The organism is Azospirillum sp. SYSU D00513 (assembly GCF_017356015.1).
Classification (GTDB): domain Bacteria; phylum Pseudomonadota; class Alphaproteobacteria; order Azospirillales; family Azospirillaceae; genus Azospirillum.
On the sequence record NZ_JAFIQV010000049.1, the window covers coordinates 15,584 to 28,913 of the forward strand.

Genomic DNA, 13,330 nt, shown 5'->3' on the forward strand with positions numbered 1-13,330 from the left:
CGAGCCGCGAATCCGGGGTAAGGTCATCGCAATTCGAGGCACACCCCGGTGCCGAAAGACGCGCCCGGCAACGCCAATGCGCGCCTCCCGGGGACGATACCGCAGCGCCCCAGGGTGCTATCGAGGGAAACGAACAGAGGCAGGCCGACGCCATGAACTCCGCAGCCATGAATTCCGTGAACGTGTTCCTGATCGACACGAACAAGCTGTTCCGCGAGGGGATGAAGCGGCTGTTCGACGGCTCGCCCTTCGCGGTGGTCGGCGAGGCCGGTTCCGTGCGCGAGGGGATCGGCTCGGCCGCCGCAGCGCCGGCGCTGGTGCTGGTGGACCCGGTCAGCGGGAACGAGGAGGAGGTCGAAGCGATGCGGGCGCTGCGCGCGGAGCATCCCGGCCTGCGCATGGTGGTGCTGACCTCCGATCTTTGCACGCGGCGCCTGTCGGGTGCCCTGGGGGCTGGCGCTGACGGCTACCTGATGAAGGACATCGCCTGCGAGTCGCTGATGCAGTCGCTGAAGCTTGTGATGATGGGCGAGAAGGTGTTCCCGACCCACCTGGCCGAGCTTCTGGTGAGCGGCCGCACCGAAGAGATCGGGGCCGAGGTGCCGGCGCGCCGCAAGGGGCTGTCGCAGCGCGAGGTGCAGATCCTGCGCTGCCTGCTCAACGGCAACTCCAACAAGATGATCGCCAACCACCTCAACATCACCGAGGCCACCGTCAAGGTCCACCTGAAGAGCCTGCTGCGCAAGATCAACGCGTCCAACCGCACCCAGGCCGCCATCTGGGCCATGAACAACGGCATCGGCGACCAGGCCGAGGCGATCGGCGCCGAAGCCACGGTCAACTGACCGGCAGCGGACATCCGGATTTCACAACCAGTCGATTTGATCCAGGCGCCCCGATCCGCTCCCCTGGTCCGGGCATCGCCTGACCATACGCCCCATCGATTAGCGCGCTCCCGGCGTTTCAGCCGCGGCGGAGGGAGGCCGGCCATTCCCATGGCCGGCCTTTTCCGCGCCATAGGCCGCCCTATGCTTACGGCTAGGTTGGGGGCCATAGGACCAAAAGCGAAGTTTACTCTTATTATTCGAATTACTAATTAAGTCGAAGTGTCGAAGATTGCGCCAATGATCCTCCCGGTGATTGCGCGCCGGTCCTCACGCTTCGAACCGCCCGACGCAATGCCGGCCCCCGGGGAATGACGCAATGAATGTCCTGCTCGCCGACGATCACCTGCTGTTCCGCGACGGACTCCGGCGTCTCCTGCATCAGCTCGCCCAGGACCTCACCTTTTTCGAGGCTTCGTCTTTCGACGAGGTGCGCAGTTTTTGCGACAGCGGCACGGCCTTCGATCTTCTCCTGATCGACCTGGGCATGCCCGGCTGGAACGGCTTCTCCGACCTGTCCGACATACGGCAGCGGCTGCCGAAGGCGCTGATGGTCGTGGTGTCCGCCTCCGAACGACGGTCCGACCTCATGGCGGCGCTGGAGGCGGGGGCCGCCGGCTACATCCCGAAATCCTCCAGCGCCAAGGTGCTGCTCGGCGCGCTCCAGCTCGTTCTGGCCGGCGGCGTCTACCTGCCGGCGCAGGCCATCCGCGGCGACATCGACACGGCCGAGGATGCCGGGGTCGCGGACGTGATGAACGGCCTGCCCGCGGGCTCGGCCGACCAGCTCACGCCGCGCCAGCGCGAGGTCCTGACCCGCCTGCGCGACGGCAAGTCGAACAAGCAGATCGCCATCGAACTCGGCCTGACCGAGGGGACGGTGAAGGTCCACGTCACCGCCATCCTCCGCCTGCTGGGCGTCCGCAACCGCACCCAGGCCGCGCTGACCGCCCACGGCATGTGAGCCGAGCGGACAGTTTCCTCTTTTCCCGCATGCGCGAAGCCCATGCCCGCCGATGGCGCGGGCCGTGGCGTAGCTTCGACGGAAGCACCGGCTAAGGGGCATCATCCTTCCCTTCCCCGCACTCTCCGCCCCCCCTCTTGACGCCGAATCCCGCTTTCCTACATCTCCGGCGGCCTTGAGCGCCGCCTTGGCGGCGCCGGGCTTTCCTGCATGTCGCTCTCTGGAGACCGTGTGGATGACGAACGCGATCGAACGGCCGCCCTCATAGCAGCCACCCTTCTTCCCCCACTGGCCGCGCTGAAAGGCCGCTGCCGGGGAAGTGAAACCCTGCCCCTTACCTTTTCCACGCCGAACGCCCGCGTTCCGGCGCCATTTGTGTTTTAGCATTCACATGAAAATACTCAGTATTCGCGCCCATTCCTTCAACATTTTTCCTCTTGATTCATCGCATCCATTTTTATAAATCTCCGCCCGACGGCGCTGCCCAAAGAGGAGCGCCGGGAAATTCAAGACATTCGCTTGCAGCAGAGGAGTGTCACTCATGAAGTTCAAGCCCCTCCACGATCGCGTGCTGGTCCGCCGGGTCGAATCCGACACCCGGACCAAGGGCGGCATCATCATTCCCGACACCGCGAAGGAAAAGCCGCAGGAGGGCGAGGTCCTGGCGGTCGGCCCCGGCGCCCGCGACGAGAGCGGCAAACTGACGGCCCTCGACGTGAAGGCCGGCGACCGCGTCCTGTTCGGCAAATGGTCGGGCACCGAGGTGCGGATCGACGGCGAGGATCTCCTAATCATGAAGGAGTCCGACATTCTCGGCGTCATCGACGCCACCGCCGACACCGTCGCCAAGGCCGCGTAAGGGGAGAATCGAAAGATGGCTGCCAAGGACGTGAAGTTCTCCACCGCCGCCCGCGAGAAGATGCTGCGCGGCGTGGACATACTGGCCGACGCCGTGAAGGTCACGCTGGGTCCCAAGGGCCGCAACGTCGTGATCGAGAAGTCGTTCGGCGCGCCCCGCATCACCAAGGACGGCGTGTCGGTCGCCAAGGAGATCGAACTCTCCGACAAGTTCGAGAACATGGGCGCCCAGATGGTCAAGGAGGTCGCCTCCAAGACCGCCGACAAGGCGGGCGACGGCACCACCACGGCCACGGTGCTCGCCCAGGCCATCGTCCGCGAGGGCGCCCGGTCGGTTGCCGCCGGCATGAACCCGATGGACCTGAAGCGCGGCATCGACCTCGCCGTCGAGGCGGTGGTCACGGAGCTGAAGGCCAACGCCCGCAAGATCACCACCAACGAGGAGATCGCGCAGGTCGGCACCGTTTCCGCCAACGGCGAGGCCGAGATCGGCCGCATGCTCGCCCGCGCCATGGAGAAGGTCGGCAACGAGGGCGTGATCACGGTCGAGGAGGCCAAGAGCCTGGAAACCGAGCTCGAGGTGGTCGAGGGCATGCAGTTCGACCGCGGCTATCTCTCGGCCTATTTCGTGACCAACACCGAGAAGATGCAGGTCGAGCTGGACGACCCCTACATCCTCATCCACGACAAGAAGCTGTCCGGGCTCCAGGCGCTGCTGCCGGTGCTGGAGACGGTGGTCCAGTCGGGCAAGCCGCTGCTGATCATCGCCGAGGAGGTCGAGGGCGAGGCGCTGGCGACCCTGGTGGTGAACAAGCTGCGCGGCGGGCTGCGCGTCGCGGCCGTCAAGGCGCCGGGCTTCGGCGATCGCCGCAAGGCCATGCTGGAGGACATCGCCATCCTCACCGGCGGCACGGTCGTGTCGGAAGACCTCGGCATCAAGCTGGAGAACGTCACCATCGACATGCTGGGCCGCGCCGGCAAGGTGGTCATCACCAAGGACAACACGACCGTCGTCAACGGCACGGGCGACAAGGCGGACATCGCCGCGCGCTGCAACACCATCCGTCAGCAGATCGAGGAGACCACCTCCGACTACGACCGCGAGAAGCTGCAGGAGCGCCTCGCCAAGCTGGCCGGCGGCGTCGCGGTGATCCGCGTCGGCGGGGCCACCGAGGTCGAGGTGAAGGAGCGCAAGGACCGGGTGGACGACGCCCTGCACGCCACCCGCGCCGCGGTGGAGGAAGGCATCCTGCCGGGCGGCGGCGTGGCGCTCGCCCGCGCCGTCAAGGCGCTGGACGGGGTCAAGCCGGCCAACGACGACCAGCGCGTCGGCGTGGACATCGTCCGCCGCGCCCTCCAGGCTCCGGTGCGCCAGATCGCCACGAACGCGGGCGTGGACGGTTCCATCATCGTCGGCAAGCTGGCGGAGAACGACGACTATGGCTGGGGCTACGACGCCTACAGGGGCGAGTGGGTGGATCTCGTGAAGGCGGGCATCATCGACCCGGCCAAGGTGGTCCGCACCGCGCTCCAGGACGCGGCCTCGGTCGCCGGGCTGCTGATCACGACGGAGGCGATGGTGGCCCAGGTCCCCGAGAAGAAGCCCGCCGTTCCGGCCGGAGCCGGCGCCGACATGGACTTCTGAGGCCTCCCCCGGAAGAAGCGCGCGTCGAAGGGCCTATGCGCCGAAGGGAAAGCCGCGTCCGCGAGGGCGCGGCTTTTTCCATTCCCCTCCAGGACGGCTTCAGCCCGGCTCGCTCGAGGCCGGCTCGATGCCGGCTCAATGAACCGTGGCGGCGCCGTCGTTCGGCAGGATCGCCATGGCGACGACCCGCTGCCCTTCCTTGGACAGCCGCAGCTCGCGCATCAGCTCCGCCCATGCGGGAGCGCCACCCAGCTCCTGGAGGAGCTGCGAGGTGAAGGCGAACAGCGCCTGTTCGAGCGGCGTGTTGTCCTCGGCGTGGGCGTTCACCGCCAGGCAGGACTTCGCCGCGTTCTCGAAGATGGCGACGGCAGCGGTCGCCTCCGGTCCCGGCGTCGGCAGGGGCACGGAATCCGGCTCGATGCCGGAGCTGCGCAGCTTCGACAGGTTGTCGACCAGCAGGCGCGTGCGGATCGCGGAATCGACGGCGGCGGCCATGGCGTAGCCCGCCTCCTGTTCCACCGCGGTGCGCAGCAGGCGCAGGCCGGCGATCAGGCCATGCACGACGTCGGGCGCGCTGCCGCGCCGGCTGGCGGCGTTCAGGGCGGTGCCGAGGATCGCGCCGACGACCGGCGAGGTGGAGGCTGCCGCCTCGATGTGGTCGCCGGTGGCTTCTTCGTTCAAGACCTCGTTCATGCGACCTCCGTTCCGGTGAAACCCTGGAGTACGATAACCCCCTGGAGTCGATGCCCTGCCGTCCCCTGCGTCCCGGACGATGCGGGACGGCAGGTGGGAGAATGGCGGGCGTGGCGCGGCTGTTCCGTCCGCCCCGCGAGGATGGCGGCGCTCCCCTTGATCTACGGGGAGGGTGGGGTAGCTTCAAGCGGTCGAAAGCAGCCGTCCGAAGTGGCAGGAAGCGTGTTCGGCGCACCCCTTCCGATAGAACTCCCGGCCTCGCACCCTAGGCGCGGGGCCCGTCCGTCCCCACATGTCGCCATGGAAGGAGATCCACGCCCATGCCCATTCTCAGCCTCATCCTCAACATTCTCTGGGTGGTGTCCGGCGGCATCTGGATGGCCGCGGCCTGGTTGATCGCGGCGGTCCTGATGGTCGTCACCATCATCGGCATTCCCTGGGCGCGGGCCGCGTTCACCATCGCCTGGTACACGCTCCTGCCATTTGGACAAACCGCCGTCCGCCGGGATGAGTTCCGTGGCCGGGAAGACATCGGCACCGGCGCGCTGGGCTGGCTGGGCAACCTCGTCTGGTTCCTGGTGGCCGGGATCTGGCTGGCGCTGGGCCATGCCATCACGGCCCTGGGGCTCGCGCTGACGATCATCGGCCTGCCCTTCGCCTGGGCGCACCTGAAGCTGGCGGGCCTGGCGCTCTGGCCGATCGGCACGGAGATCGTCAGCCAGGACGAAATCGAGGCGCGCCGCCAGGCAATCGGCCGTTACTGATCGGCTGTCATCGAGCGGGCCATCCCGGCTTGCCGCCCCTCTTCGTGGACGTGAGCCGGTCTCCGGCATGGCTCCGTGAAGGCCGGGGCTTCGGCCCCGTCCTTCCCTTGCCCCGCTGTTCTTAAGGGCTTTTAAACGAAACCGAACCGAAACTGGGGCTCATGGTTCGTAATACTGATCTTTTCCGAGGATACCGAGCGCCATGTCCTGGTTGTCGAAACTGACGGGGTCCGCCAAGCCAGACGCCAGGCCCGTGTCGGCTGTGGCCGCCCCGCGGGCGAAGCCGGCGGAGCCGCCGCGCATCGTGATCGACCATCACGATTACCGGCCCGAGGAGATCGCCATGGGCTCCTTCCGCATCCGCCCCTATGACGGCGACCTGATCGCGAAGCAGCATTTCGACTTCAAGTTGTCCTTCGTGCTGGATGACGAGCCCTTGGAATTCCTCTGCCACGGGATGGTGGTCAAGATGGACGACAAGGCGGGGCTGGTCGCACGCTTCCAGCTGCCGCAGCCCTATTATGAGCGCAAGCTGATCGAGTACATGCGTCTCTGGAAGGGCGTCTGACCCGGAGCGTCCGAGTCAAACGGCGGAGGAAACGAGGTGCGGCGCGTTTTCCGTGGCGGGCTGTTCGGCGACGACCGGAACCGACACGGAGAAGACCGTGCCCTTCCCTTCCCGGGAGCGGACCGAGACCGGATGGTCGAGGATCTGCGACATGCGCCGGACGATGGACAGACCGAGCCCGAGGCCCCGCGCGCTGTCGCGCCGGTCGGTGCCGCAGCGGTAGAAATCCTCGAAGATCTTCTCCAACTGGTCCTGCGGGATACCGGGGCCGGTGTCCCACACCTCGATGGACAGGCGGTCACCCCTGCGGCGGCAGCCCAGCAGGATGCGCCCGCTCGGCGTGTAGCGCAGCGCGTTCACGAGCAGGTTGCGGATCATGCGCTCCAGCAGGACCGGATCGCTGCGCACCCAGGCCGAACAGGGCACCATTTCGAAGCCCAGCCCCTTGGCGTGCGCCTGACCGGCGATCTCCGTCGAGAGGCGCTCGGCGATGCCTTGAAAGGCGAACTCGACGAAGCGCGGCTTGACGGTGCCCGCCTCCAGTGCCGAGGTGTCGAGCAGCGCCGCGAGCAGCGCGTTGCCGGCCTGAAGCGCCTCGCCCAGCTTGCCGGCCATCTCCTGCTGGCCGGGGTCGGACAGCATGCCGGTCAGAATGTGGTGGAACAGCCCCATCGCCTGGAAGGGCTGGCGCAGATCGTGGCTGGCCGCCGCCAGGAAACGGGACTTGGCCTGGTTGGCGCTTTCCGCCTCGGCATGCGCGCGGGCCAGCGCCTCGCGGATCTCATAGGCCTCCGTCAGGTCGATGGCCGCGCAGATCAGGCCCGTGACCTCCCCGGCGTCGTCCCGCAAGGGCTCCACCACAAGATCGAAGACGATCGTGCGGCCGCCGAACTCCAGCCGCACCTCCTGCCGCACGCCGATGCCGGTTGCGATCACCGGGCGCTTCACCGCGTCCAGCAGGGCGCCGTTGGCCGCCCCGTAGACCTCGGCATGGGTGCGGCCGAGGAAGGCCTCCGGCGGCACGGGCGTCTGCGGGTTGTAGACCCAGACATAGCGCAGGTCGCGGTCGTGGCTGCACAGCGAGATGCGCGAATGGCGGAGCGCCATGCGGAACCGCTCCTCGCTTTCGCGGAGCGCGCGGGCCATGGCGGCGCGGGCGCGGGCCTCCGCCTGGAGCAGGCGCTTGGCCTGCTGCTCCCGCCGCACGTAGCCGGCCAGGGTGCCGGTCAACAGCAGCCCGACGATCAGCACCCCCCAGGCGTGGCGGCTCGCCGCACCCGACAGGGCGGGCGGCGCCAGGACGAGCTGCCATTGCCGTCCGCCGAACCACATGTCCCGGCGCAGCAGCGGCCCGCCGATCAGTTCGCGCTCGCCCAGGGGGTGGAAGGCCGCCGGCCCGGCGCCCCGCGCCTCCGGATCGTTGGCGGGCCGGGCGGCCAGCAGGCGCTGCCCGTCCGGCGCCGACCGGTCCAGCAGATAGAGGTCGCCCGGCGACTGGCGCGGCCGGTCGAGCACGTCCGTGATGAAGGGATCCAGATGGAAGGTCGCCATCATGTAGCCCGTCACCCGCCCGCACAGGTCGCCGGGAGACCCGCCGGGGAAGGGAGAGCGTTCGGGCGCGGGGCCCGAGAAGACGGGCATGTAGACGACGTAGCTTTGCTCCCGCCCCCTGTGCCCCGGCAGGTTCGACGCGTCGGTCATGGCGACGCTGCCGGTGCGGCAGGCGTGCGCCAGGGCTTCGGCATGGTTCGGCAGCGCGGCGACGTTGACGCCGAGCCCGACCTCGCCGGACATGGCCGGCTCCGTCAGCACGACGACGAACAGGTCGCCGTCCTTGGGCGGGGCGTCATCGCGCACGGTGAAGTCCTGCATGCCGTCGTCGCGCATGGCTCGTTCCAGGGACGATGCCCCCGACGGGTCGATCCGCCGCGCCCAGCCGACGGTGTGGAGGCTCGGGATCAGGGGCCGCACCGGCTTGATCGCCTCCGCCAGGCGGGCGCGCGAGAGCGACACCGGGCGGTCGAACACGTCCGCGAAGATCCCGCGCAGGGCATGCAGAAGAAGGATGTGGCTGTCGATCCTTTCCTTCAGCACGTCATGGACCTGCGCGACCTGCCGGTCGAGGCGCGCCAGCGCCGCGTCCTTCTCGGACGCCCGCAGATGGAAGAAGGCGCCCAGGGACAGCAGGACGCCGACGGCCAGCAGAAGCGGCACCGCCGGCGAAGCCGCTCCTTTCCGCGACAGACCCAGCATGATTCCCTTTCGAACGGCCACGACACGCGAAGGAAGTGCTTGTCGAGTGGCAAGACGATACCAGACCTCGGCAGGAGCCTGAACGACAAACACCGGCGCTTTCCGAAAAAGGGGAAGGCGGTCACGGCTTTCTCACTGGACTGTCTCAATAGCCGGAAGCCGAAGACCTGCGCCGATTTTCGTGGGGGCGGCGCGGCGGCCCGGCCCACGCCTGCTCCTCTCGGATTTTTCTAAATTTAATGATTATTGTTCGCGTTACTGACAGTGCCCGAATCAGGGCATCAGCCGCTCCCCGCCCAGCAGCCGGCCGACCGCCGCGCGCAGGGCCAGGGGCGCCACCGGCTTGTGCAGCAGCGGATATCCCGACAGCCGCGCTTCGCGCAGGCGCATGGGATCGGTGTCGCCGGTCAGGATGAGGCCGGGCAGTTCGGTGTCCAGCGCCTTGGCGAGCTGGCGGATGGCGACGATTCCGTTCGCGGCTCCCCTCAGCCGCAGGTCGGCGATGACGAGGTCGGGCCGCGCCTGGCCGGACCCGAACCTTTCCAGCGCCGCGTCGTAGGACTCCACGCCCGTCACGGCGCAGCCCCACTGTCCCAGCAGCGCGTCGAGCGCCGACAGCACCATCGGGTCGTCCTCGATCAGCAGGACGCGGGCACGGCTGACGTCGGCCTCCGCCTCGATATCCGGAAGACGCACGGGCGCCCCGTCGGCGCTTTCGGGCGCGCGCGGAACGATCACGGTGAAGAGAGAGCCGCGCCCCTCCTCCGAGCAGACCTCGACGCGGTGGCCGAGGCGGCCCGCAAGGCCGCGGGCAAGCGATAGGCCGAGGCCGAGCACACGCCGCCCGTCGCCCTCGCGCTCCGGCCTGCCGTTCTCCAGCTCACCGCGCAGCCGCTCCAGCCTTTCGGGGGACAGGCCCCGGCCGGTGTCCCAGACCTCGATGCGCAGATGTTCGCCGCGGCGCCGGCAGCCGAGCACCACGTGGCCCCGCGCGGTGTAGCGGAGCGCGTTGGCCACCAGCCCGTGAAGCATGCGCTCCAGCAGCACCGGATCGGTGCGGATCATCGCGGAGCAGGGCAGCACGGAGAAGCGCAGCCCCCGGTCCTCGAAACGCGGCGCCACGTCCAGGGCAAGCCGCATCAGGATGCCGTTGACCGCGTGCTCGCCGATGTCCGGCTCCAGCAGCCCGGCCTCCAGCCTCACCAGGTCGAAATGCCCGTCCACCATGGACTTCATCGACTGGACGGCGTTGCCCATGGCCTTGAGCAGATCGCGGGAGCCGGGCTCGGCGACGCGCGCGTCAAGGGTGCCCAGCAGGAGGGAGAGCGCGGCCAAAGGCTGGCGCAGGTCGTGGCTCGCCGCCGCGAACAGGCGGCTGGCGGGGTCGAAGGGGCGTGCGCCGTCCCGGCCCGCGCCCTGACCGGCTGGTGCCGCCTGGCGCAGGAAACCGCCGCCGTTAAGCGGCGTGTCGCGCGTTTCGGCGCCGTCGAACAGCGCGGACAGGCTGGCGGCCGCCGCGCCGGGCCTGAGCACAGCCGCGGCGCCGGGCAGCGCCGCCGCTTCGGCGGTCCAGCCCGTCAGCCGCCCCGCCGCGTCGAACACCAGCACCGCCTTCGCGGCGCCGGCGCCCGCTGCCATGCCTGTTGCCATGCCCGTCACCATACCCGTCACCGTGTTCGCTTCGGACGTCACCCGTGGGGGTCTCCGCAGTTCCGCCATGGGCCTCAAGGCTACGGCGGCGCACCGAAGGATCAAGCCGGACCTTCGACAGAGAGGCGGGGGATGCCGCCGCTATCCTCTGCCTTTTCTGCTAAATACCGGGCTTTCCGGCGGGCCGCGGCATGGGCTGTGACAAGGGATGGCCAGGCGGCCGCCTGTCGTTTTCGCTTGTCCGGACCAGGGGTCGGGGATCATTCTGCCCGCTTCCGTTCACGGCCCGTTCGCACGTCAGCGGCGGCACGGACCGGAACCGTCACCCCGAAGACACCCAGCCCGATGACCGAAACCGCCTCCTTCCGCGAAGAACCGCTTCCCGCCGGTGCCGGCGCCGACGCGCCCGGCGATGCGGGCACGCCCGAAACGGCGACCGGTGCGGTCCCCATCTTCCGTGGCGTCCGCCGGGCGCTGGCCGCGCGCGGCTTCGCGAGCCTCACCGAATTCCGCCTCGCCTGCGGCCGGCGGGCCGACCTTCTGGCGATGGACGGGAACGGCACCGTGATCATCGTCGAGGTGAAGAGCGGCGTGCCGGATTTCCGCTCCGACCAGAAATGGCCGGAATACCGGGACTGGTGCGACGCCTTCTACTTCGCGGTGGACGAGGCCTTCCCGCTCGACCTCATCCCGGAAGAGTGCGGCCTGATGGTCGCGGACGCCTTCGGGGCCGAGGTGCTGCGGGAGCCCGCCGTCTCGCGGCTGGCGCCCGCGCGGCGGAAGAGCCTGCTCCTGCGCGCCGCCATGACGGGCGCCGGGCGGCTGCACCGCATCGACGATCCCCTTTTTTCCCACAGCCAGGCGACCGTCTGAAAGGGGAGTGGCTGCACGCGCGACTGGCATGGACACCGTGAATGCCTTTAGGATCGCGGCGGCGGGCGCATGAAGGCACCCGGCAAGATTGCAGGGCGAGGACAGGCGTGGACCCGATGGACGACAGCGACGGTACTACCGCCTCATCCAGCGTGACGCCTTCCGGCCGGGCCGGGCGCGAGCGTGGCCGGCGTGGCCCCGGCTCGCCGTCCTTCCTCTTCGCGACCGCGGCGGCCGGCGGCCTTCTCGCCGGCGCGGTCACCGGGTTTTCCGGCATCACGACAGACGGCTTCCTGCAGGACACCGTCGAGAAGGATCTGCTCACGGCGGTTACGGTGCTGCGCGTCTCAGAGGGGGCGAACCGCCTCGCCACCGGGGCCACCCATCTCGAAGCCGCGCGGTCCGGCCCCTACCGGCAGAGCCTGTATGTCGGGCTGCGCCAGCAGGTGCAGTATCTTCACGGCCTCTCGGCGCAGTTGAGGGAAAACGGCGGCCAGCCCGTCCTGCAGCCGCTCCAGCGGCTCGGCAACGGGCTCGACGTCACCGTCGACGACCTGAACGCGCGCACCGAGCAGCGCAACCAGATGGAAGCGGACCTGCGCGCCGCCATCGGGCGTGTGCCGGAGCGGCGCGGCCACTTCCATGCGGCGATGGCGAGCCTGCGGGACGAGGCGCTTCTGGACGTGGCGGCCGGGCAGGATGGCGCGGCAGCGGAAAAGCTCGCCGCCCGCGACGCGCTGGACGAGCTGGGACGGACGCTGGCCGACCTGCTCCTCCTCGCCGCCGGCCACCAGCAGCCCAGCGGTGTCCAGGAAAGCCGGCGCGCCTTCGAGCGGACGGTGTCGCGGCTGGACGCGGCCCTGAATCTCCTGCCCATCGGTCTGAACAGCGCCGCCCGTGCCGAGGGCGCGCGTCAGCTGATCGCGCTCGGCTCTGAACCGGGAAACGTCTTCGACCTTGCGGAGGAGCATCTGGCGCTCGCCGGATCGACCGCCGACATTGCCCGCGGCATCCGCAACATGGCGACCGAGATCGCCGGCAATGCCGGGCGCGCCGCCTTCGCGATGCAGGAAGCGGCCGGCGAGAAACATGCCGCCGCGCGCGCCCGGTTGTCGCTGGCGCCGGTCACCGTCGGGCTGGTGACCACGCTCTGCGTGCTCGCGACCGGGCTGTTCAGGCGCCGCGCGCCCCACGGCCCGGACGCCCCGGAGAGCTGGGGCGAGCACTGGGCCTCGGACGGAAGGGACGGGCACGGTGTCGGTGCCCGGGTCGGGGCCGGGCACGAAAGCGAGGGCGAGGGCGAGGGCGGCGACCCCGGCGCGGGCGCCGGACATCCGCTGCGGGTCCTGCTCGCCGAGGACGAGCCCTTCAACCAGATGATCGGCGCCTCGATGCTGCGGCGTGCGGGCCATTCGGTGGAGGTGGTCGGCGACGGCCGCGATGCCGTCGCGGCCGTCGCCGCCGGCCACCACGATCTCGTCCTGCTCGACCTGCGCATGCCGGACATGGACGGCGGCGAAGCGGTGCGCCGCATCCGCTCCCTGCCCGACGCCCGTCGCGCCAACGTCCGCGTCATCGTCCTGACCGCCAGCATCCTGCCGGAGGATGGCGAGCGTTGCCTGTCCGCCGGTGCTGACGCCGTGCTGGCCAAGCCCCTTCGTCTCGACAGCCTGAACGCGGCCCTGCGGCGCAGGCCTCCCGGCAACGCCCGGCATGCGCCCCAGGAGGCCACGCGGCATGGGCCAACTCCGGTCGCTGCCCTGCCCGCCCCGCCCCTCCTCCCGGACTTCGACGCGGACGCCATCGCGACGATGCGGGAGCATCTGCCGGATGACCGCGTGGCAAGCCTGATCGCCGGCACCGCCACGACCCTGCGCGACTACCACGCTGCGCTGGAGCGGTCCTGGACCTCCGGAGACCAGGCGGCGGCCGGTGCCATGGCGCACAAGATCGCCGGGGTGGCCGGGCTTTACGGCTGCCTGGCGCTCCAGCGGGCCGCGCAGAGGCTCGAAGCCGCGGTGGAGGGCGGGAATGCCGACCCTGCCCCGCTGAAGCGTGCGCTGGACGACCATCTGCCCGCGGCGCTGGCCGCCCTCAAAAAGCAAGGCGCCGGCCTCGCGGAGGCCGGCGCCTGAGATACCGTGATGCAAGAGCGGAGCGTAAGCCCCGGACGGTCAC

The 13,330-nt window shown here is 69.5% G+C and carries 11 protein-coding genes; 8 read left to right on the top strand and 3 right to left on the bottom strand.

Annotation, left to right across the window (positions count from 1 at the left end; translation table 11 throughout):
* The first annotated feature begins 167 nt into the window (after window positions 1-167).
* From JUB11_RS26990 to groL, 4 genes are all read left to right on the top strand, one after another.
* Window positions 168-845: a response regulator transcription factor gene (locus JUB11_RS26990; RefSeq protein WP_207461895.1), complete on the top strand. Its 678-nt coding sequence runs from the start codon at window positions 168-170 to the stop codon at window positions 843-845.
* 358 nt (window positions 846-1,203) lie between these two features.
* Window positions 1,204-1,848 carry a response regulator transcription factor gene (locus JUB11_RS26995; protein WP_207461896.1) on the top strand — a complete coding sequence of 215 codons (645 nt, stop codon included), beginning with the start codon at window positions 1,204-1,206 and terminating at the stop codon, window positions 1,846-1,848.
* A 541-nt stretch (window positions 1,849-2,389) separates the two neighbouring features.
* Window positions 2,390-2,707, top strand: coding sequence for a co-chaperone GroES (locus tag JUB11_RS27000; RefSeq protein ID WP_207461897.1), 318 nt, complete (start codon window positions 2,390-2,392; stop codon window positions 2,705-2,707).
* Window positions 2,708-2,722: 15 nt separating this feature from the next.
* Window positions 2,723-4,351: a chaperonin GroEL gene (groL, locus tag JUB11_RS27005; protein WP_207461898.1), complete on the top strand. Its 1,629-nt coding sequence runs from the start codon at window positions 2,723-2,725 to the stop codon at window positions 4,349-4,351.
* Window positions 4,352-4,486: 135 nt separating this feature from the next.
* Here groL and JUB11_RS27010 read toward each other — a convergent pair whose 3' ends face one another.
* On the bottom strand, window positions 4,487-5,044 hold the full coding sequence (locus JUB11_RS27010; protein WP_247887351.1) for a hypothetical protein: 558 nt from the start codon (window positions 5,042-5,044) through the stop codon (window positions 4,487-4,489).
* 320 nt (window positions 5,045-5,364) lie between these two features.
* On the opposite strand from JUB11_RS27010, the gene JUB11_RS27015 reads away from it, so the two are divergent.
* Complete coding sequence (locus tag JUB11_RS27015) at window positions 5,365-5,808, top strand: YccF domain-containing protein (RefSeq protein WP_207461899.1); 444 nt, start codon at window positions 5,365-5,367, stop codon at window positions 5,806-5,808.
* 202 nt (window positions 5,809-6,010) lie between these two features.
* Complete coding sequence (locus JUB11_RS27020) at window positions 6,011-6,376, top strand: hypothetical protein (protein ID WP_207461900.1); 366 nt, start codon at window positions 6,011-6,013, stop codon at window positions 6,374-6,376.
* Window positions 6,377-6,391: 15 nt separating this feature from the next.
* Here the strand turns inward: JUB11_RS27020 and JUB11_RS27025 are convergent, their stop codons facing one another.
* Both JUB11_RS27025 and JUB11_RS27030 read right to left on the bottom strand, forming a co-directional pair.
* On the bottom strand, window positions 6,392-8,629 hold the full coding sequence (locus JUB11_RS27025; protein WP_207461901.1) for an ATP-binding protein: 2,238 nt from the start codon (window positions 8,627-8,629) through the stop codon (window positions 6,392-6,394).
* A 273-nt stretch (window positions 8,630-8,902) separates the two neighbouring features.
* The gene (locus JUB11_RS27030; protein WP_348771516.1) at window positions 8,903-10,321 is read right to left on the bottom strand and encodes a hybrid sensor histidine kinase/response regulator; all 1,419 of its coding nucleotides are present in this window, start codon (window positions 10,319-10,321) and stop codon (window positions 8,903-8,905) included.
* 303 nt (window positions 10,322-10,624) lie between these two features.
* Between JUB11_RS27030 and JUB11_RS27035 the strand changes: the two genes are divergently transcribed.
* Together JUB11_RS27035 and JUB11_RS33315 are read left to right on the top strand one after the other, a co-directional pair.
* Window positions 10,625-11,152 carry an MmcB family DNA repair protein gene (locus JUB11_RS27035; protein WP_207461902.1) on the top strand — a complete coding sequence of 176 codons (528 nt, stop codon included), beginning with the start codon at window positions 10,625-10,627 and terminating at the stop codon, window positions 11,150-11,152.
* Between the two features lie 116 nt (window positions 11,153-11,268).
* A complete protein-coding gene (locus tag JUB11_RS33315) occupies window positions 11,269-13,287 on the top strand; it encodes a hybrid sensor histidine kinase/response regulator (protein WP_207461903.1) in 2,019 nt (672 codons plus the stop codon).
* Window positions 13,288-13,330: the final 43 nt, after the last annotated feature.

Bases quoted from the DNA above. Each gene is read 5' to 3' on its own strand.
- JUB11_RS27000 (WP_207461897.1), top strand. From the start codon at position 2,390: ATGAAGTTCAAGCCCCTCCACGATCGCGTGCTGGTCCGCCGGGTCGAA.
- JUB11_RS27015 (WP_207461899.1), top strand. From the start codon at position 5,365: ATGCCCATTCTCAGCCTCATCCTCAACATTCTCTGGGTGGTGTCCGGC.
- JUB11_RS27035 (WP_207461902.1), top strand. From the start codon at position 10,625: ATGACCGAAACCGCCTCCTTCCGCGAAGAACCGCTTCCCGCCGGTGCC.
- JUB11_RS26990 (WP_207461895.1), top strand. From the start codon at position 168: ATGAATTCCGTGAACGTGTTCCTGATCGACACGAACAAGCTGTTCCGC.
- JUB11_RS27010 (WP_247887351.1), bottom strand. From the start codon at position 5,044: ATGAACGAGGTCTTGAACGAAGAAGCCACCGGCGACCACATCGAGGCG.
- JUB11_RS26995 (WP_207461896.1), top strand. From the start codon at position 1,204: ATGAATGTCCTGCTCGCCGACGATCACCTGCTGTTCCGCGACGGACTC.
- groL (WP_207461898.1), top strand. From the start codon at position 2,723: ATGGCTGCCAAGGACGTGAAGTTCTCCACCGCCGCCCGCGAGAAGATG.
- JUB11_RS27025 (WP_207461901.1), bottom strand. From the start codon at position 8,629: ATGCTGGGTCTGTCGCGGAAAGGAGCGGCTTCGCCGGCGGTGCCGCTT.
- JUB11_RS33315 (WP_207461903.1), top strand. From the start codon at position 11,269: ATGGACGACAGCGACGGTACTACCGCCTCATCCAGCGTGACGCCTTCC.
- JUB11_RS27020 (WP_207461900.1), top strand. From the start codon at position 6,011: ATGTCCTGGTTGTCGAAACTGACGGGGTCCGCCAAGCCAGACGCCAGG.